The sequence below is a fragment of the Devosia sp. Leaf420 genome (assembly GCF_001425445.1).
In the GTDB taxonomy this organism is placed as follows: domain Bacteria; phylum Pseudomonadota; class Alphaproteobacteria; order Rhizobiales; family Devosiaceae; genus Devosia.
Map to the genome: position 1 here is coordinate 126,387 of NZ_LMQU01000009.1, position 19,403 is coordinate 145,789.

The 19,403-nt window shown below is 60.4% G+C and carries 21 protein-coding genes, 1 tRNA gene and 1 pseudogene; 9 read left to right on the forward strand and 14 right to left on the reverse strand.

What is annotated here, in order from left to right; all coding sequences use genetic code 11:
• Positions 1–6: 6 nt before the first annotated feature.
• Positions 7–480 (reverse strand): annotated as a pseudogene (locus ASG47_RS21050) (UPF0262 family protein); the annotation flags it as partial.
• Between the two features lie 8 nt (positions 481–488).
• Positions 489–1,781, reverse strand: a complete 1,293-nt coding sequence (hisD, locus tag ASG47_RS05135) for a histidinol dehydrogenase (RefSeq protein ID WP_061907664.1) — start codon at positions 1,779–1,781, stop codon at positions 489–491.
• 495 nt (positions 1,782–2,276) lie between these two features.
• On the opposite strand from hisD, the gene ASG47_RS05140 reads away from it, so the two are divergent.
• Positions 2,277–2,534, forward strand: coding sequence for a hypothetical protein (locus ASG47_RS05140; protein WP_061907665.1), 258 nt, complete (start codon positions 2,277–2,279; stop codon positions 2,532–2,534).
• 20 nt (positions 2,535–2,554) lie between these two features.
• Here ASG47_RS05140 and ASG47_RS05145 read toward each other — a convergent pair whose 3' ends face one another.
• The 4 genes from ASG47_RS05145 to murA form a co-directional block, all read right to left on the reverse strand.
• Positions 2,555–3,154: an NADPH-dependent F420 reductase gene (locus ASG47_RS05145; protein ID WP_061907666.1), complete on the reverse strand. Its 600-nt coding sequence runs from the start codon at positions 3,152–3,154 to the stop codon at positions 2,555–2,557.
• Positions 3,155–3,211: 57 nt separating this feature from the next.
• A complete protein-coding gene (locus ASG47_RS05150) occupies positions 3,212–3,646 on the reverse strand; it encodes a DUF2948 family protein (RefSeq protein WP_061908071.1) in 435 nt (144 codons plus the stop codon).
• A gap of 52 nt (positions 3,647–3,698) precedes the next feature.
• Positions 3,699–4,349, reverse strand: a complete 651-nt coding sequence (locus ASG47_RS05155) for a glutathione S-transferase family protein (protein ID WP_061907667.1) — start codon at positions 4,347–4,349, stop codon at positions 3,699–3,701.
• Positions 4,350–4,494: 145 nt separating this feature from the next.
• Positions 4,495–5,787, reverse strand: coding sequence for a UDP-N-acetylglucosamine 1-carboxyvinyltransferase (gene murA / locus ASG47_RS05160; protein WP_061907668.1), 1,293 nt, complete (start codon positions 5,785–5,787; stop codon positions 4,495–4,497).
• Between the two features lie 414 nt (positions 5,788–6,201).
• On the opposite strand from murA, the gene ASG47_RS05165 reads away from it, so the two are divergent.
• A tRNA-Thr gene (locus ASG47_RS05165) sits at positions 6,202–6,276 on the forward strand.
• A 144-nt stretch (positions 6,277–6,420) separates the two neighbouring features.
• On the opposite strand, the gene ASG47_RS05170 is transcribed toward ASG47_RS05165, so the two are convergent.
• From ASG47_RS05170 to ASG47_RS20840, 3 genes are all read right to left on the reverse strand, one after another.
• Positions 6,421–6,690, reverse strand: a complete 270-nt coding sequence (locus ASG47_RS05170; RefSeq protein WP_061907669.1) for a helix-turn-helix domain-containing protein — start codon at positions 6,688–6,690, stop codon at positions 6,421–6,423.
• A gap of 56 nt (positions 6,691–6,746) precedes the next feature.
• The gene (locus ASG47_RS20835; protein ID WP_061907670.1) at positions 6,747–7,004 is read right to left on the reverse strand and encodes a helix-turn-helix domain-containing protein; all 258 of its coding nucleotides are present in this window, start codon (positions 7,002–7,004) and stop codon (positions 6,747–6,749) included.
• 79 nt (positions 7,005–7,083) lie between these two features.
• Positions 7,084–8,631, reverse strand: coding sequence for a histidine kinase dimerization/phospho-acceptor domain-containing protein (locus ASG47_RS20840; RefSeq protein WP_061907671.1), 1,548 nt, complete (start codon positions 8,629–8,631; stop codon positions 7,084–7,086).
• A gap of 41 nt (positions 8,632–8,672) precedes the next feature.
• On the opposite strand from ASG47_RS20840, the gene ASG47_RS05185 reads away from it, so the two are divergent.
• From ASG47_RS05185 to ASG47_RS05200, 4 genes are all read left to right on the forward strand, one after another.
• Positions 8,673–9,263, forward strand: a complete 591-nt coding sequence (locus tag ASG47_RS05185) for a response regulator transcription factor (RefSeq protein ID WP_061907672.1) — start codon at positions 8,673–8,675, stop codon at positions 9,261–9,263.
• A 177-nt stretch (positions 9,264–9,440) separates the two neighbouring features.
• Entirely contained in the window at positions 9,441–11,843 is a 2,403-nt protein-coding gene (locus tag ASG47_RS05190; RefSeq protein WP_061907673.1) for a flagellin, read from the forward strand.
• Between the two features lie 65 nt (positions 11,844–11,908).
• Entirely contained in the window at positions 11,909–12,310 is a 402-nt protein-coding gene (locus ASG47_RS05195; RefSeq protein ID WP_061907674.1) for a flagellar biosynthesis repressor FlbT, read from the forward strand.
• Between the two features lie 3 nt (positions 12,311–12,313).
• A complete protein-coding gene (locus ASG47_RS05200) occupies positions 12,314–12,562 on the forward strand; it encodes a helix-turn-helix domain-containing protein (RefSeq protein WP_061907675.1) in 249 nt (82 codons plus the stop codon).
• A gap of 3 nt (positions 12,563–12,565) precedes the next feature.
• On the opposite strand, the gene ASG47_RS05205 is transcribed toward ASG47_RS05200, so the two are convergent.
• From ASG47_RS05205 to ASG47_RS05225, 5 genes are all read right to left on the reverse strand, one after another.
• Positions 12,566–14,134 (reverse strand): sensor histidine kinase, encoded by a 1,569-nt coding sequence (locus tag ASG47_RS05205; protein ID WP_061907676.1) that lies wholly within the window; start codon positions 14,132–14,134, stop codon positions 12,566–12,568.
• Between the two features lie 101 nt (positions 14,135–14,235).
• Positions 14,236–14,646: an SRPBCC family protein gene (locus ASG47_RS05210; protein ID WP_061907677.1), complete on the reverse strand. Its 411-nt coding sequence runs from the start codon at positions 14,644–14,646 to the stop codon at positions 14,236–14,238.
• 6 nt (positions 14,647–14,652) lie between these two features.
• Complete coding sequence (locus ASG47_RS05215; protein WP_061907678.1) at positions 14,653–15,033, reverse strand: DUF1801 domain-containing protein; 381 nt, start codon at positions 15,031–15,033, stop codon at positions 14,653–14,655.
• A gap of 8 nt (positions 15,034–15,041) precedes the next feature.
• On the reverse strand, positions 15,042–15,458 hold the full coding sequence (locus ASG47_RS05220) for a DUF1801 domain-containing protein (RefSeq protein ID WP_061907679.1): 417 nt from the start codon (positions 15,456–15,458) through the stop codon (positions 15,042–15,044).
• Positions 15,455–15,778, reverse strand: a complete 324-nt coding sequence (locus ASG47_RS05225) for an ArsR/SmtB family transcription factor (protein WP_061907680.1) — start codon at positions 15,776–15,778, stop codon at positions 15,455–15,457. Before ASG47_RS05225 ends, ASG47_RS05220 begins: the two co-directional genes overlap by 4 nt.
• 242 nt (positions 15,779–16,020) lie before the next feature.
• Between ASG47_RS05225 and ASG47_RS05230 the strand changes: the two genes are divergently transcribed.
• From ASG47_RS05230 to ASG47_RS05240, 3 genes are all read left to right on the forward strand, one after another.
• Positions 16,021–17,856, forward strand: coding sequence for an EAL domain-containing protein (locus tag ASG47_RS05230; RefSeq protein ID WP_061907681.1), 1,836 nt, complete (start codon positions 16,021–16,023; stop codon positions 17,854–17,856).
• A gap of 108 nt (positions 17,857–17,964) precedes the next feature.
• Positions 17,965–18,909, forward strand: a complete 945-nt coding sequence (locus tag ASG47_RS05235; RefSeq protein WP_061907682.1) for a Bug family tripartite tricarboxylate transporter substrate binding protein — start codon at positions 17,965–17,967, stop codon at positions 18,907–18,909.
• Positions 18,906–19,403 (forward strand): tripartite tricarboxylate transporter TctB family protein, encoded by a 498-nt coding sequence (locus ASG47_RS05240; protein WP_061907683.1) that lies wholly within the window; start codon positions 18,906–18,908, stop codon positions 19,401–19,403. The genes ASG47_RS05235 and ASG47_RS05240 overlap by 4 nt, the downstream gene beginning before the upstream one ends.

Consider the following 19,403-nt stretch of genomic DNA (forward strand, 5'->3'; position numbering starts at 1 on the left):
GGCGCAGATGAGGGTGAAGAGGCGCCGAGCCGTATTGAGATCGATGATGATCTTGTTGTTGAGCCGGGTACGGAGGAGTTCGGCCGCCTCATTGTGGAGGCCGCGCCGCGCCATATCGACGGTTTCGATCTGGAAGGGTTGGGCCGAGCGGATCGCTTCATAATAGGCGTCGCGAATGCGGAAATAATCGCGGATCAGGCGGCGAAACGGCGTCAGCGACAGATAATGCGCCGCGATCGGCTGGAAGGTTTCGGGGTGCCGGACGTCGAGCACGATGAAATTGCCGATGATCGAAACGTGGAGCGCATAGGGCCCTTCGGCGCTGACGCGAGCCGGGCGGAACGTGTTGTTTTCAAGGAGGTCATAAATGGCGATCCGCCATTCATGCACCTCGTCGGGATTGATCGAGGTGATGGTATTGGGGTCGAGCGTGACGGTCACCAGGCGATTGGTGCTGGGCGCCGCCTGTTCGGTCCCCATGGTGATACTCACCGATTAAGCCGAATCGAAATCGAGCGGCCATGCCCATTGAGCGCCTCGACTTCGGCGATGGTGACGGCAGCATCGGCCAGCGCCGACAGCGAGGACGGCGTGCATCCAAGGATCGACGTGCGCTTGACGAAATCGAGGACGCCGAGGCCCGAGGCAAAGCGTGCCGAGCGGGCAGTGGGCAGGACGTGGTTGGAGCCGCCGACATAGTCGCCAATGGCTTCGGGCGTGTGGTGGCCAAGGAAGATTGCCCCGGCGTGGCGAATGGCTGGCACCAGCGCCTGGGGATCATCGACGGCAAGTTCGACATGCTCGGAGGCGATGCGATTGGCGAGGGCCGTGGCGGTGTCGAGTGTATCGACGGTGATGACGGCGCCGAATTCGTCCCAGCCTTCGCGGGCGATGGATTCTTTAGGCAGGAGGCTGAGCTGGCGATCGACTTCGGCCTCGACGGCGTCCGCGATGGCTTCTTCTGTCGTGACGAGGATCGATTGCGCGCCGCCGCCATGCTCGGCCTGGGCGATGAGATCGGCGGCGATCCAGGCGGGGTTGGCGGAGCGATCGGCAATGACGAGGACCTCGGAGGGGCCAGCAATGAGGTCGATGCCGACCTGACCGAATACTTGGCGCTTGGCGGCCGCAACGAAGGCATTGCCGGGGCCCATGATCTTGTCGACGCGCGGAATGGCGGCAGTGCCGTAGGCGAGAGCAGCAACGGCCTGCGCGCCACCGACGCGGTAGATTTCTGTGACGCCGGCAATCTGGGCGGCGCAGAGAATGGCGGCGGCCAACTGGCCATTGGGGGTCGGCACAACCATGGCGATGCGCGGAACCCCCGCGACCTTGGCCGGCACGGCATTCATCAGCACCGAGGAGGGATAAGAGGCGAGCCCGCCGGGCACATAAATGCCGACGGCGTCGATGGCCGTCCAGCGCGAACCAAGGGTGACACCGAGGGCATCGGTATAGAGATCATCTTTGGGCATCTGCCGCTCGTGGTGCGACTTGATGCGATCATGGGCGGTCTGGAGGGCTTCGCGGACTTCGGGCGAGACGCGGGCGGCAGCGTCAGCGATTTCCTCAGACGAAAAGCGCAGGGTTTGCGGGGTGACACCGGCCTTGTCGAACTTGTTGGTGAGTTCGGCCACCGCTACGTCCCCGCGGGCGCGGACATCGGCAATGATCCCGGCAACGATGTCGCCCACTTCCTGCGAGGCCTCGCGCTTGCTGCCGAGGAGGTCGGTGAAGCTGGCCTCGAAATCGGCTGCGGCGCTATCGAGACGAAGGGGCATGTGCGGTCCGAACTTGGGCAGGAAAGATGGTCCGATCTATCCCGATGGGCGTGTGGGTCGCAAGGGGGAATGGGGTTTTGGGGGAGGGAGAGGGCTGTGGTTCTCGTTGCTTGGGGAGCATCTGCTCGTCCCGCGTGGGCAATTGTTTCTTTGGACCTACATGCTTCCCCCACCCACGATGCTTCCCTCGGGCTTGACCCGAGGGTCAGTCGCGTGTGCACAGGTGATCGTGGCTCCCGCACAGGCCCTCGGGTCAGGCCCGAGGGAAGCACGGTTCTTGTGGGAATGTCGGGAACTCGAAAGCTCGAAAGCTCCTCAGGTGATGGTCGGGCCCACATGAGGGGCGTTGCTTGGGCCGGCGGCATGTTGTGAACAGGTGCTGGCTGCAAGTCAGTTGCGCCATGTGTTTGGCGCAGTGCCGATTCGCATAGGCAAATATTGCCTAGTGGCAAGAGAAAAGGCAGAATGGCCAGTAAATCCCTTGGAGGCAGGGTCATGGCTATTGCTTTTCTGCCGATGCAGCCGGTTGAAACCGGCGAATTTATTCTGGCTGTCGACGCGCATCTGATCGATGCGATCGAGCGCTGGAAGGACATCAATGGGCTCGACGTGCCCACGAGCCAGGCGGCGGAAATGCTGCTGCGCCAGGCGCTTCGGCTCGATGGCTGCCTAGAGGAAGACCGCATGGGCGCGCAGCGGGCCAAGGCATTGCTCGAAATGTTCCAGGAAGCCGCCGGGCCGCGCGCCGACTAGGCAGGCGCGCGAGGGCGACTTTATCGCCGCACCAGGGAAAAATTGAAGTTCGGGCCGCCGACGGCCTTTTCGATCGAAATCCAGGCTGCGGCCATATTTTCCATGGCACGACAGGCCTTGAGATCGCCGAGGTCGACAATGTCGGTCCAGCCGAAAGTCTTCAGCAGATCTTTGACTTCCGCCTTTGCCTCATCATCGTTTGAGGCGATGAAGACGGTGGTCGGCCGTGGCAGGCTGCCGGGATCGACCATCAGATGGGCGCTGATATTGTTGAGCGTCTTGACGAGCCGCGTTTTGGGATGAGCCGCCTGGATCGCCTCGCCGAGAGGCGTTTCGAGCGGTCCCTCGATCGAGCTTTCGAAATTGCCGATATCGACGAAGATCTTACCGTCAATGGCGCAATCTTTCAGCGCCTCGAGGGCGATCGCTCCTTCCATGGCATTGACGACCCAGTCGCCATGCTGCGCCGCATCTGACGCAGAGCCGAGCGCAATACCCGGGAATTCATCGGCTTTATCTTTCGCATGGGGCGAGCCCAGCATCACCTCATGCCCGAGCGACGCCAATTTCTTGGCGATCTTGCCGCCGACATCGCCACTGCCCAAAACGCCGATCCGCATCGCTCTTCTCCTGTTCAATTGGGAGAAGAGCAACGCATCAGGCGCGAAAGGGTTGGCTCAGTCTAGCGCGTGGGCCGGTTTGGCCGCTGCCGCCCAGGCGGAGCCGAGATCGCCAAGACGGGCTTCGAGGCATTCGACGGTGAGGCGGACAGTGCCGCCGCCGGCGAAGGTCAGTTCCACCACGCCGGAAACACCATCGGGTGTGGGCGTGAAGGTGAGCGCCAGAAGGTTGAGCACGCCCTCGGGGGCAGCCGGATCAAAGCCCGCATAGGCGACATTTTGGACGCGATCAAAATGGAGCCCTGCGCGCTTGCGCAGGCCTTTTGAGCGCGGCTGGTCGCTCGACCAATCATAGCGGTTCATCAGCAGGGCAAAGCGCCGATCGGCACGGGCATAGCCCATATCGACGACGCGCACGACGGCATCCTGCACATGGGCGGACAGCACGTCGAGATCTTCACTATCAAGCGCAAGCAGCTTGAGATCGGTCATGGCGGGGCCTTGGTCAAACATTTTCGCCATATTTGGTCATGGCCGGACCGATCTACAAGCTCGCCTTGTCGCGGGCAATGCTGCCGGCAGCGAAATGAGCCATCTGCGCATCATAAGCGCGCTTGAACGCAGGACGCGACGTGGCTCGCGCCACATAGGCTTCAAGTGCTGGATGGGGATTGAACTGCCGGAACTTTGGCACCCGCAGCACGTCGGCCATCAGGAGATCGGCAATGGTAAAGCGCCCGCCGGCGAGCCATTCGCGTTTGGCAAGGACGGCGTCGAGGTGTCTTAGGCGTTGCAAGAGCCACGGTTCCAGCGGATTTTCGGCTGGGTCCGAGAGGCCGACAAACCACCAGGAGACCGAGACAAGTTCGACGGAATTGAGCGCGGCAATTACCCATTCGAGCGTTTCCGCAGCGCCTTTGGGATCGGTCGGCATCAGCGCGGTGCTCTTTTGCGCCAGGTGGAGCAGGCAGGCGCCGCTTTCAAAGAGCGTAATATCGCCATCCTGCAATACCGGCACCTGCCCAAAAGGCTGGCGCGCATAATGCTCGGGGCTGCGATCGTCGAACTTTACCGATTTGACCGAATAGGGCAGGCACGCTTCCTCGCAGGCCCAGCGCAGTCGCAAATCCCGGACAAAGCCGCGTGGGCCCTCGGGCACCCAGTCATAGGTCCAGATTGTGAGATCTGCGGTCATTGCGGCGTCTCCTCGCTTTGCCCGATCATGCGAGCTGCGGGACATTGCCGCAAGGTTTTTGGGCAAAAGAAAAGGCCCGGTGGTGCCGGGCCTTCGGTTCTTGGTCATGCCTGCCATTCGAGCGTAGCTTTCATGGCTTAGCGCGCTAGCCAGCCAGACGCTCAATTTCCGCGCCGCAGCGGCTGAGCTTGTCTTCGAGCCGTTCAAAGCCGCGATCAAGGTGATAGATGCGGTTGACGATCGTCTCGCCCTTGGCCGCTAGGCCGGCAATGACCAGCGACACCGAAGCGCGCAGATCGGTCGCCATCACCTGGGCACCCTTGAGCTGAGATTTGCCGCGAATGGTGGCGAGCTGGCCATCGACGGCGATATCGGCGCCAAAGCGGGCAAGTTCGGCCACATGCATGTAGCGGTTCTCAAAGATCGTCTCGCGCACATGGCTCGTGCCCTGGCTCATGGTCATCAGCGCCATGAACTGGGCCTGGAGATCGGTCGGGAATCCCGGGAACGGATGGGTTTCGACATCGACAGGCTGGATGCCATTGCCATTGCGCGTGACGCGAATGCCACCGGCTTCCGTTGTCAGATCGACACCGGTCTTGGCCAAAATATCGAGCGCCGACTGCAGATGGTCAGCGCGCGCACCGCGGAGGAAAACGTCGCCACCGGTCATGGCCGCAGCCATGGCGAAGGTGCCGGTTTCGATACGGTCGGGAATGACTTCCACATTGGCGCCATGCAGCTTTTCGACGCCTTCAATGGTCAGCGTCCGCGTGCCAATGCCCGAAATTTTCGCGCCCATGGCGACGAGACATTCGGCAACATTGGTGATCTCGGGCTCCTGCGCCGCATTCTCGATCACCGTCGTGCCCTTGGCGAGCGTTGCCGCCATGAGAAGCGTATGCGTCGCGCCGACCGACACCTTGGGGAACACGATCCGCGCGCCGATGAGACCACCCTTGGGCGCCTTGGCGACCACATAGCCATCGTCGATGTCGATTTCGGCGCCGAGCTCCTTCAATCCAAAAAGGAAGAGATCGACCGGGCGCGTGCCGATGGCGCAGCCGCCGGGAAGGGAAACGCGGGCCTCGTGGCAGCGGGCGAGCAAGGGTCCGATGACCCAGAAGCTGGCGCGCATTTTCGAAACGAGATCATAAGGCGCTGTGGTGTCGACGATATCGGCGGCATGAAAGGTCATGCGCTGCCCGCCATCATCGGATTCGCCGCGACGCCGGCCATGCACGGCAATATCGACGCCGTGATTTTCGAGAATGCGCTCGAGCTGCTTGACGTCGGCGAGCCGCGGCACATTGGTGAGCACCAAGGGCTCATCGGAGAGCAGTGACGCGATCATCAGGGGCAGGGCGGCATTCTTGGCGCCCGAAATGGTGATGTCACCATGAAGCGGGTTGCCGCCGACCAAACGAATACGATCCATGAAATGGTTCCTCTGAACCGGCCCGGAAAGGGCCTTCTACCTTTGAAGGGAGGTAGGCGAGGTCTTCGTTGCCACGTAAGCCAGACCAGCCGCGCTCTTGCGAATATGTGACGTTCCTATGTCGCCCGAAAATGATTTACGGTTTCTTGACCGCGATCGTTTCGGGTGCCGGAGCATCGTCCTGGGCAGCGCGCGCCCGGGCTTGATCCTTACGACGTTTGAGATTCTCGCGAAGCTTTGCGGCCAATCTTTGCTCACGGGCCTCAGCTTGCGCAGATTTACTCATCGCCTTCCTGGCTAACGGTGATTCACAACGGGTCCGTTGATATGCGGTTTTTGCGCTTGCGTCGAGTGAATCCCTATGGCAGTAGAGCGCCCGTCGCCGCAGAAAACCGCCAGCGACATTTTGACGATGCTGCCGTAGCTCAGTGGTAGAGCACTCCCTTGGTAAGGGAGAGGCCGACAGTTCAATCCTGTCCGGCAGCACCATTTTTCTTCTCAGTATTTTTGGTTTTAAGATCGCAAAGCGACTCCAACGAGTTTGTCGCTGCCATGCGGGATCGTCGCGGATGGTGACTAGGGCGTTTGCCTGAAGCCGCGTACCAACATCCAACATTGCCTAGTCGTCCGAAATTACTCGACGACTTTTGGCCGGCGGCCGGCTTTTAGGGGTTTGGGCTTTTGGTCTTCGGCGCTGGGCGGGGCGAAGAGTTCGGCGATGGAGACGCCGAGGGTGACGGCGACCTTATCGAGGATGCCGATGGAGGGGTTTTCCATCATGCGTTCGAGCCGGCTGACATAGGTGCGATCCACCCCGGCGAGCTCGGCAAGCTTGTCCTGCGACAGCTTTCGGTCAACTCTCAGGCGTCGCATATTCCATGCAACGAGCTCACGACTGTCCATGGCCCCTCCCGCCAGATTCGCGGGGGCAACCTACACAATCGGCAATAGGGAAACAATCAAGCTGAGCGGCGTGTCTCTCGGAAGTCCGCGTGGGCTTCGGGCGCCAGCATCAGGCTATGCAACGAGACCGAGAGGGATTTTGCGACGCTATCGAGCTCATCGAGGGTAATCTCGAGCCGGCCAGCTTCGAGTGCGGTAACCGCGTCGACGGACCACCCGAGCTTTTCGGCAAGGCCGGCAGCACTCCAGCCACGAGCAATGCGCAGGCTTTTGCTGTTGAGACCAAGAATTGTGCTCGCTGCAATAGCGCCCACGCCGCACCTCGAATCGTTTTTAATAGCTGGCAAGAGGATAGCGGCATGCGGGCTTCGCGGTCCGTCTATTAAGGTAGCGTTAAATACCTCTTTCGGGGTAGGGTAGGATGATGCCGCGCTGATTGGCTTCGATAATGTTGTCTGCGCCGAGAAGGTCAGCGATCTGGGTGACGATCCTGAGGCCAAGCCCGGCCGCTCCAGGTTTTTGGGCTGCGTTTTCGGCGATCTGGTCGATAACGAAAAGACCCGTGCCTTGAGCTTCTTCAGCAATCCGAACGGTGACGCGATCGCCCTTGCGGCTGAGGCGGATGGCGTTATCGAGGTGATTGCCAAGCACCTGAAATAAAAGTTCGCGATCCGACTTCAATTCCGCTTCGGGAAAATCCCATTGAAGGACAACACCCTTGCGGCTGGCAATCGGACCGAAGATCGCCCGTAATTGAGATATGAGAGCGACGATCTCAAAAGCCTCGGAATGCACCTGCACATCGCCGACATCGAGCCGCGCGTAGAACAGGATGCGCGTCAGAAGGCGCGAGGCGGCCTCGCCGAGTTCGCGCGCGCGATCAAGGCCTTTGCTGGCCTGCGGATCGGTGATCCTCATGCTGAGGCCCTCGATTGTGAGGTTTATAGCTTCGACCGGTTGCCTCAGATCATGACCGAGCGAGCGCACCAGGTGGCGCTGCATCTCGTGAGATTTTTCGAGCTCATGTGTACGTTGGGCGACGAGTTCGATCAGGCGTTGCGCGGTGCGCTGACGTTCTGACGTAGCGGCGCCAATGAGAAGCGCAGCGGCGGCGGCAGTGACCAGCGGAACAGCAAGGTCCGAGACCGGCAGTGGGCCTTCAAAAAGCGTTCCGAGCAGCGGCGTGATCACGCCGGCAAGCAGCACGGTTGCCGCCGATTTTTCAAAGCCGCCATAGAGCCCGACAATGATCAGAACGGGAATGATCAGATACCAAAGCGCGACGCCAAAATTCGGTCCGATGATTCCAAGCGTTACCGCAAGTGTGATGATCACACTTTGGCCCAACCAAAACAGCGGCGGCGGCCACTGCCACTCTCCGAGCGGTTGCCGGAAGCAGACCATAAGCAGGGGCACCAAAATGGGCGGCACCATCACGGCCCCCAAGGCGTGTCCAAGCCACCAGAGATGGGCGAGGCTGAGCCCATCGGCGAGCTGAAGCCGATTACCGGCAACCTGCAATGTTATGCTGGTCAGGGCGGCGATCAGCGAAGCGACGAGGCCGACGCCAAGAAAGGCTTGGACATCTCTCCAACTCTTGATGGGAAGGCTGACCCTCGTGATCTTCAACAAGATCCAGGCGGCAGCGCCATAGATCAGGTAGAGCCGAATTGCCCGGATGACATGGGTGATGGAGACTTCGTCTGACAGGGCAAAACTGTCGCGTACGGCGGGAAAATAGAGCGATAATCCGGCAAGGAGCGGAACAAGCTTGAGCCAACCTGGAGCGGCCAAAACGATGGCCAGCATGACGCCTGAGGGCAAGAACCAGATGCTGGAATAAGTTTTAAATAGAGGCAGGATGTTGGCAATACGGAAGGAAAGGAGGCATAGTGCTGCAAGCAGCACGCCTGCGAAGACCTCGCGCGCCAGACGTTTCACAGCTCTATTTTTGAAAAAAGCAGTCGAGATTTCGGTAGCCCTTGTCCAAGAAACTTCTCATCGTCGACGATCATGTGCTGTTCGCAGAATCACTGATTTACCTTCTCGATACGCTCGACGAGGCGATTGAGTGTGTGGCCTGCTCATCGGTGGGAGAGGCTCTCGACCTACTGGATGATGGACGGCCTGTCGATCTCGTTCTGCTCGACTATGCCATGCCCGGCGAGACCGGACTTCAGGGCTTGGAACGGATCAGGCAGAAACGTCCGGACCTGCCTGTCGCCTTCCTTTCCGGTCAGGATGATGCCTTGCTCGTTGCTGAAGCCATGCAGATGCAAGCGGTGGGCTGGCTGCCGAAATCCATGGGCGGCCGGGCAATGGTCAGTGCACTGCATTTGCTTCTCGCTGGAGAGCGCTTCGTACCGAGCGCGCTGATGCCGCGTCAGGATGCAACCGCGCTGACGGCGCGGGAAAAGCAGGTTGCTGCCCTTTTGGGGCAGGGCATGACGGACAAGCAGGTTGCCACTTCCCTCGGCATCGAACCGGGAACCGTCAAGGTTCACGTCAAGAACCTTTTGCGCAAGACCGGCGCCCAAAACCGCACCCAGTTCGCGCTGCGCTACCGCTTCTGAGTTCATCTTTCCATCGCAAGCGTCTGCAGCGGTTAATCCTCTCACCGCCCGAAATTTTGTTGCTTAATTGTAGGTCTATGGGCATCATTAACGCGGTTTTAATGTGATGCGTACAATCCTCTGATTTGTGAAGGGCTGCATGAAGCGGTCCATTTTTCCAGAAGGAAAGCACCACACATGGGTTCCGATGTTTCTCTCTCGAAGGCCGTTCGCGCGAACCTTCTGAGCCTCCAGAATACCGCCGGCATGATGGACAAGACGCAAAACCGTCTTGCGACCGGCAACAAGGTAAACTCTGCCCTCGACAATCCCTCGAGCTTCTTCACTGCCTCGGCACTCAACAGCCGCGCCGCCGACATGAGCAATCTGCTCGACTCGATGGCTTCGGGCATCAAGGTCATCGAAGCCGCCAATAACGGCATCACCGCACTGACCAAGAACCTTGAATCCATGCAGTCGACCCTGCGTCAGGCTCGCCAGGACAAGTCGTTCCAGACCAAGTCGTTTGAAGTCAGCGATAACACCGTTCTGACCCTCAACGGCGGTCAGTTCGACGCCGCTTCGCAGATCAGCCTGGCCGATGCCACGGTTGCTGGCATCAAGTCGCAGGTCACCACTGCTTCTGCAACGCCGTATCTCGGCGCAACCGGCACTGCCGCCACTGCATCGGGCGCTGGCGCACGTACTGAGATCGTCACCAATGGTGCCATTGCAAATGGTGAATCCTTCACCGTTGCAGGCGTAACCATCACTGCGGGCGCCGACGTAACCGACGCTGGCCTTGCCACGACTATCCAGAACACTCTGGATCTGACCCCGGGCATGACCGGTAAGTACACGGCAACTGCCGGTACCGGTGCGAATGCCGGCCGCATCATCATCGAGACGGTTGACACAAGCGCCCCTGCTGCTGAAGTCGCGTTCGCTGTTGGCGACCGCGACGTCAAGGGCACCACGACGTTCAACTATACTGCCGTTTCCGGTGCCATCACCGTCGGCGGTCAGACGATTAATACCGGCGCAAACTTCACCGACTTCGTGTCGAGCCTCGAAGCCAACAAGACTGCCGGCGGTTACAGCGTCGTTGCTGACGAAGTCACTGGCAATATCACGCTGACCAACGTCAACTCGGGCGCCAATGCTCCGTCGGTTACCGGTATTCCGGTGAACCAGCCGACGGCTGCTGCTACCACCGAGTTCGATGTTAGTGCTTACACCACGGGTAGCGCTGCGAACGACGAAATCGTCGTCGACGGCATCACGCTCGATTTGGGCGCGGCTACTGCTGACGCAGATGCTCTTGGTACCGCGATCGCAGCCGCCATCAACGGCAACGCCACCCTTGCTGCAAAGTACACGGCAGCCTACGACAACGCCACCGGCCTCGTCACGCTAACCGACGACACCACCGGCGCCGGGCGTTCCGCCGCCACCATCACCTCGACTGATCTTGCGGGCTTCCCGGCTGGTGATTTCACCCAGGGCCAGAACGTCGTTACCGGCGGCGCAACGCAGACCGTTGGTATCCCGCGTGCTTACACTGAAGCAGTAGAAGCCGAGAAGGATCAGTTCACGGTTTCCTATGGTGGCAAGACAGCCGACATCAGCATCTTTGCCGTCAAGGGTGGCATCGGTGGCGCTGCTGTTCCAGCCAATGCCCTGGAAATCAAGAACTGGCAGGATGCGACCATCGCTTCGGTCAACAACCAGCTTGCCAACCAGGGTATCCTGGATGTCGAAGCAAAGTTTGACGACAACGACAAGCTGACCTTCGTTGCCAAAACTGCAGAAGCGAAGACGCTCGCCGTCTCCGGCTCCGACGCTGTCGCCCTTTTCGGTACCGATGGTGTGCACACCGGTCAGGCCGAGAAGAGCGAACTGAACGCAACCAAGACTGTCGACAAGTTCGTCGAACTGATCAACCGCGATTTTGGCGGCAAGGTCCGTGCTTCGAACGACAACGGCAAGCTGCGTCTCGAGAACCTGTCGACCCAGGAACTTGATATCGGCATCGACACTGCCGGCGCCGTACAGTCGCTCAAGGTTGATGGCAACAATGTCCGCGCCAACCTGTCCAAGCAGTTCAACGAGCTGCGTGACCAGCTCGACAAGCTCTCGGATGACGCTTCCTTCAACGGCATCAACCTGCTCCGTGGCGACAAGCTGAAGATCACCTTCAACGAGTCCGGCACGTCCTCGATCGACATTCAGGCCAAGGATGCCAACGGCAACGTTCGCGGTATCAATGCCTCGAACCTCGGCGTCGACAGCCTCGTGGCCGAAGACCTCGACACCGACGAAAAGATCGACGCATTCCTGTCCAAGCTGTCTTCGGCTTTGACTGAACTCCGCTCGCAGGCTTCGTCCTTCGGCTCGAACCTGTCGTCTGTCGAAAACCGTCAGTCGTTCACCAAGAACATGATCAACACGCTGGAAACCGGCGCCGCGAACCTGACCTTGGCTGACACGAACGAAGAAGCTGCCAACCTTCTGGCTCTTCAGACCCGTCAGCAGCTGTCGTCTTCGGCTCTGTCGATGGCGTCGCAGCAGGACCAGGCTGTGCTGCAGCTCCTACGTTAATCGCAACAAAGCAAGCATTTCGGGGGCGGCGATGTCGCCCCCGGTCTTACCCAGAAGGAAAGACAATGGCGCTCAAACTCACTGTCAAACCCGGCGAGACGTTCTTTATCGGCACCGCCGAAATCAGCGTGCAGTGCGATGCGATCGTCAATGTTCTGGTGGGCGGTCATGCGCCCATTTTGCGTTCCGACGATCATGTTGCCGCCAAAGAGGCGACGTCCCCCGCCATGCGCCTGCGCTATGCCGTGCAGCAGATGTATCTGACGGGCGATATTCCGGGACACCATATCGATTATTTCGAGGCCGCCCAGGCGCTCCTCGCCGAGGCGCCCCAGCATGCGGGGTTGGTGGCTGAGGTCAATGGTCTGCTGATCAGCGGATCGAGCTACAAGGCGATCAAGCTTTTAAAAGTCTTGTCCAATCCGGAGCTGACCGAAACCCGCGCCAAGCTCAAGCTGGTGGGTTGAGCCATGACCGCATCCCCCCGCGGCGCCGTGACGCCATCCAGCCAATCGAACACTGCTACGCTGATCGCCCGCAATATAGTGCGCCTCCGCGATGAGCGGCAAATGTCCGCCTCTATCCTCGCGCTGCGGACGGGTTGGGCGGTATCGCGGATCGCAGCTATCGAAGCAGGCGATGCCGCTGCGCTTGCACTCGACGATATCGACGTTCTGGCTAGGGCCTTCGTCGTGAGACCAGCAGAGCTTTTTGCCTGAGCGCTAGGCCAACTCGGTTTCGGGTGCGGGCTCCTCAGTCGCCTGGCGCGAGAGGGCCATTTCGGCGTTGAACACCAGGCCATTGTCCGAGCTGAATTTGCAGGTGCCATCCATCTGCGCGACCGCACCACGAATGATGCGCATGCCCATGCTGCGTGGGCTTGGCTCGGTATCGAGGCCCTTGCCATTGTCCCGGAAGACGAGGTGCGAAACTCCGCTGGCGTCGCGCGACAGTGACACGCGGATTTCACCCGGACGACCATCGGCAAAGGCATATTTGCAGCTATTGGCGGCGAGCTCGGTAAGGAGCAGGGCAAGGGGTGTCGCGTGGTCGCGATCGACGGGGATCGCATCGAGCGCGTAGTGGACGCTCGCCGAGGAGCCATAGGTTTCGAGCGCCTTGCCGATAATGGCGGGGATGAACTCGGCAGCGTCGATATCTTCGTAGCGGTCCTGACTATAGATATGCTCGTGCATCGCGGTCATGGCGGCAAAGCGCCCTTCGAGGTCGCGCTTGGCCTCTTCGGGAATGTCCTGCATCCGCACCAGCGCCTGGATCGAGGCGAGATTGTTCTTCACCCGATGGTGGATTTCACGCAGCAGCATGGTGTTGAGATCGGCTGATTGTTGCAGCAGCCGATTGCGCTCGGCGCCGCGACGCAGAAGTTTGACGATCCACACGCAGGCAAGGATCAGCCCGATCAGCACCGGCGACACGATCAGGAGTACCGCGAGAATGGCGCCGTGGAAGGTCTGCCAGGAGGGATTTGAGGCAATTGCGGCCAGCGCAACGATATCGGCGCTTTCGACCTTGCGGTAGCTCACGATGCGGGCAATGCCATCGATGGGCGAGGCCACAGAAGCATAGGTGCCGCGGTCGCTCTGCGGCAAGTATTGGGTAAAGAGCGCATGCTGGCTGAGGTCGAGCGCAGTATCGGAGGGTGGACTGCGGCCCATCAATTGCCCATCGCCACGGATGAAGCTGACCGACGAACCTTCTGGCAGGTCGAGCGCGTCGAGAATCGTCGTGAGAAGGGATTCGGGAAACGAGATCATGATCGCGCCGGCAAAGACGCCGTTGCGCTCGACCCGTCGGCTGAAGACGAAAATCGGGTTCTTGGTGGTGCGACTGATCAGCAGTGGTGACACGTAGGATGGCGCACCGGCCTTGAGAGCGGTGAAATATTCCCGATCGGCCACCGAAACCTGCGCAGCGCCCGGCACGGTGGCAAAGATCGTATTGGCGGCAGCGTCGATGACATAAGTGTCGGCTGCATCGGGCAGGCCATCGAGCACGGATTCGATGCTGGCGTCGCTTCCGGTCAAGGCCGGGCCAAGCGCGGCATCGACGCGGCGCAGGGTCTGGTCGGCGAGTTCGGTGATCCAATAGGCATTGGTCGAAACAACCTGCGCCGCGGCCATCGAGCGCTCTTCAAGCCGCGCGCGGGTCTGTTCGGCACCGATATAAATGAAGAGCGCCAACAGGGCGACGAAAAGCCCCACCGCCGCCAGCATGGATGCTATGGCAAGCTTGATGGCGAGACCTTGATTGGAGCCTGCTTCGACCCCCACTTTTCCCCCCGGCCAATCACCACTGCGATGGGTGTTTCACCGGGGATAATGTGTGAATCGCCGTCCGCTTCCAAGCCCGAACTTTTGTTGGATTTGCTCTTTCAGTCAGTGCGATCGAGCAGGGCGTCAAGTTGGCTGAAGAAATTGCGCCAGCCAGCCTGCGCGCCATGGAAGGCCTGGTCCTGATCCGGGCGGAAACCGGTCTGTTCCATGCGGAGTTGAGTGCCCGATGGGATCGGCGTCAGGGTCCACGTCACAGTGCTTTCAAGGCCGTAGGCATCCCAGGTGTAGGAGAGGGTCTTGTTGGGCTCGATCTCCCGGACCTCGCAATCGACACCGCCCCAATCGGCGGTGAAGCGGAATTTGTGGCCCACTGCCAGAGCGAAATTATTGGCCATCAGCCACTCTTCGATGAGATGCGGCTGGGTCAAGGCGCGCCAGAGCTTTTCGGGGCCATGGGCGAAGTCGCGTTCAAGGATGACGGTGCGGATTTCGGGAACGGGGTCGGTCATCTCATCTCACTTGGCAAGATTGGCGGCAAGGGCGGCTTGGATCAGGGCGATAAACCCCTCTTCGTCGATCGGATCGCCCTCGCGAAAATCGATGGCGCGACGCGTGCCGCCGGTGAGGCTCGAATTGAAGATGCCCTTGGGATCGGGGAGCGATGCGCCTTTGGGGAAGGTGGTTTTGACGGCTGCCTTATACGCTTCGCCGGTGCAGATGATGCCACCATGCGACCAGACGGGATTATCCCATTTCCACTCTTCGACGACGTCCGGATCGGCTTGCTTGATGAGGGCGCGGAGGCGGGCGAGAGTGTCGCCGCGCCAGCCGCCAAGGTTTGCAATACGCGCGTCGATCAGCGCGCCGGCAGCGGCCGGGTCTGGCTTCTCCGCCATGGTCTCTCTCACAGCTTTTCGCCGGGCAGGAGCACGGCTTGGTTGATCCAGGCAGTCAGGCGATCGGTATCGATCCCTTGGGCTTCGCCGATATCGTGATAGCGCACCCCCGGCACTTTCGATGGTTTTTCAGGCATGGGGTCGAGTTCGGTGCCGTTGAAGAAGGTCAGGCGCACATAGGTCTTGAAGCAGTGCATGCTGAGAAACCAGGTGCTGCCATCGAGCCCATAAAGCGGCGTGTTCCATTTGACGGCTTTCTTGACGCCAGGGATGGTGGAGACGACCAACTCATCGACCGCGCGGACGATACCCTGCTTCCAACCGGGCACTGCCGCGATATAGGCCGCGACCGGTGCATCACCAAAACCCTTGGGGATTTGCGGGTTGTCGCCCGCAAGCAGTTTGACGCCTGAGGTGGCACTCATTGGTCCATCCTTCCGAGCAGATCCTCGAGCGCATCGAAACGCTTGTGCCAAAAGTCATTCATCTCGCGCGTCCAATCGGCGAGGGGGCTAAGCGCAGCGGTTCGGGCGCGATAGTGGGTTTGGCGCCCATTGACGCGTCCTTCGACGAGGCCGGCATCACGCAGAATTCCAAGGTGTTTCGAGACCACCGGCTGGGACACGCCTGCACCACTGGTCAGAACGACGACCGTGCACTCGCCCTCACGGCAGAGGCGCTCGAAAAGGGCGCGCCGCGTCGGATCCGCCAAGGCCTTGAAGAGAGTGTCGGTCGCGAGCTGCAAAATACATATCCATTTGGCTATGGATTATTCATAGCTCCGCGACTATTTGTCGTCAAGGCACCACGATGATGCGAGGCCACTGCAAAATTACTTAGCTTGAGGTGACGTCCCGCAGAGATATCGAAGTCACTATCCTCCTGACAGCAAGAGAAGAAAAATAGAAATTGATGTAATTGAGGGTGGCTGCTGAACATCTCATTTACATCCTTGCCGCATTGTTTGGCTGAGGCTGGGGTGCTGAAATGACGGGCGGGGAAACAGAGCAGCTTTTGCGGCTGCAGACCGAGGTTCTGGAGGCGGTGGCGCAAGGCGAGACTTTGCCTGCAATTGCCCGGATGCTTTGTCTGCGCGCCGAGCAATTGGCGCCCGGTGTCATCTGCTCGATTTTGCTGGTCGAAGATGGTGTGGTGCTTCGGCCTCTGGCGGCGCCTACTTTGCCACAGGTCTATACCGATAAGATTGATGGTTTGAAGGCGGGGCCCAAGGCCGGTTCGTGCGGCACGGCGGTCTATCACAAGACGGAAGTTGTCGTTTCCGACATTGCGATAGATCCGCTCTGGGACAGTTTTCGTGCCCATGCCGAGCCGCATGGTTTGCGCGCCTGTTGGTCGAACCCCATCATCAACCATGCCGGCCGCGTCGTCGCGACATTTGCCTTTTACTATCGCGAGCCGCGCGGGCCATCCGATCTGGAGCGCGATATCGTTGCGACCTGCGTGCATCTTTGCGCACTCGCAATCGAACATGAGCGTATCCGCGAGCGCAATTTCCGGCTCGCCTATTTCGATGTCTTGACCGGGCTCGCCAATCGCGGCCGTTTCAACCAGCTTCTCTCCGACGTGATCGACGACGAACAGCCCTTTGGCTTGATCCTTCTCGATATCGATCACCTGAAATCGGTCAATGACACGATTGGCCACGCCGCAGGCGACCGGCTGATCGCGACGGTTGCGGCGCGCCTCAATTCTGTAAACGACAAGCTGGTGCCGTGCCGGCTCGGCGGCGACGAATTCGCCGTTATCGTGCGCGGTTGCGATAGCCATGAGCTGCTTGAACACTGGGGCAGTCTACTATGCGACGCGGCGACCGGCATGGTGGAGATGGGCGGGCAGACTTTTGAAGCGCATGTCACCATGGGTGGCGCGCTGTTCGGGGTAGATGGCATTACGGCCAGCACGCTGATCCAGAATGCCGATTTCGCGCTTTATCACGCCAAGCAAGCCCGCCGCGGCGGCTATATGGCTTTCCATTCCGATCTCCGCACCCAGATGACGCATCGCCATGCGATGGTGCGAGAGGTCGATCAGGCACTGCTCGAGAACCGCATCGAGCCGCACTATCAGCCCATCGTCAACATCACGACCAATCAGATCGTCGGCCTTGAAGCCTTGGCGCGCTTGCGCATGCCGGATGGCGCTGTGATCTCGGCGGGTCAGTTTCACACCGCGCTCAGCGATCCGCGGATTGCCTATGAGATGACCGGACAGATGCTGACCCAGGTGGCGCGCGACATGCGCCATTGGCTCGATGTCGGGCTCAATTTCCAGCATGTCGGGGTCAATGTCACGACCGGGGATTTTCTCCGCGGCGATCTTGCCGACCGCATCATCGACATATTCGGCCGCGCTTCGGTGCCGCTCAGCCATATCGTGCTCGAGGTCAACGAGGCCGTCTTCATGGGCGGCAGCGACAAGATCGTGCCGAATGCCGTCGAGGCCTTGCGGGCGCGCGGCATTCTCGTGGCGCTTGACGATTTCGGTACCGGTTTCGCGTCGCTGACGCATCTTCTCAGTTTTCCGGTCGATATCATCAAGATCGACCGGTCCTTCGTCACGCGGCTTGGGGTCGATGGACCGAGCGAGGCGCTGGTGTCGGGGATCGTCGATATCGCGCACAAGCTCGATATGCGCACCGTGGCCGAAGGGGTCGAGCGTGAGGAGCAGGCCGAGATGCTCCGCCGTCTCGGCTGCAATCTGGCACAGGGCTATCTCTATGCAAGGCCGGTCCCGGCGCGGGTCTGCACCAGCATGCTCGAAGCCTATGGGCAAACGCCGGGCGACAGCCGCAAGACTGCCTGAAGCGGGAAACTTGTCCTCCCAAAGCTGGTGACAGGACGATGACAGGGAGCAGCGCATAGACTGCCTCTCACGAACGCAACGTCGTTCGCCTTTGTTCTGGGAGGATCTATGAACAAGCTGCTTCTCGCGGCGCTGGTTTCCGGCGCCCTGTCCGTGTCCGCATTCGCGGCCGACTATACCATCATGGCCCCTGCGGCCCCCGGCGGCGGCTGGGACCAGACCGCCCGCTCCATGCAGGAGGCCATGACGGCCGATGGCATTTCGGGCAATGTGCAGGTGACCAACGTTCCTGGCGCCGGCGGGACCATCGGTCTCGCCCAGTTCGCAACGCAGGACGCGGGCAATCCCGACGCCCTGATCGTCGGTGGTTATGTGATGGTTGGCGCCATCCTGACCAATATGGCCCCCGTCACCCTCAACGACGTGACCCCGATTGCGCGCCTTACCGGCGAAGCCGTCGCCATCGTCGTGCCCGCCGCTTCCGACATCCAGACGCTTGATGATCTCATCGCCAAGCTCAAGGAAAATACCGGCGCCGTTTCCTGGGCCGGTGGTTCGGCTGGTGGCGTCGACCACATCACGGCTGGCCTCATCGCCAAGACCATTGGCGTCGATCCGACTCAGGTCAACTACATCGCCTATTCCGGTGGTGGCGAAGCGCTGGCCGCGATCCTGGGCAATCAGGTGACGGTTGGCATTTCCGGCATCAGCGAATTCTCCTCGCAGATCGCAGCCGGCGAACTGCGTCTCCTCGCCGTCTCCTCCGAAGATCGCGTGCCGGGCATCGATGGCCCGACGCTCAAGGAAGCCGGCGTTGATCTCGCTGTGCAGAACTGGCGCATGGTCGCTGCTGCGCCCGGGATCACCGACGAGCAGAAGGCGTCGATCACCGCAGACATCAAGAAGATGGCTGAATCGGACGCTTGGAAGAAGACGCTCGAAACCAAGGGCTGGGTCGATACCTACCTCGATGGCGAAGCCTTCGACACGCAGCTGGCAGCGGATATCTCGGCCACCGAGGCTATCCTGAAAGACATTGGCCTGGTGCAATGAGCGCTGGCGAAATCAACAGCACGCGCCGCCCCGATGGGGCGGCGCTCGTCATCGCGGTCATTCTGGCCGCCATTTCGATCATCATCTTCTGGCAAACCAGCCAGATGCGCGTGCCCCCCGTGCAGCAGCGCGTCGGCCCGACAGTGTTTCCCTATGTGGTAGCGACCAGTCTCGCATTCCTTGCCATCGGCACGGTTTTCTCCGCTTTCCGCAATGGTTTTCCGGCGCGCAGCAAGGATGAGTTCGGCCCCATCGCCTGGATCGTCGGCGGCCTCGTCGCGCAGATTCTCTTGCTTTCGATCGCAGGCTTCTCGATTGCCACTGGCGTCTTGTTCGCGCTGACCGCAAAAGGCTTTGGCCGCGCCCCGCTTTGGCAGACCATCCCGATCGGCGTCGTCTTTGCGTTTATCGTCTGGTTTCTCTTTGCTCGCGGGCTGCAGCTCTCGCTGCCGCAAGGTCCGCTCGAGCGCTTGCTGACCACGGGGAGTTTCTGA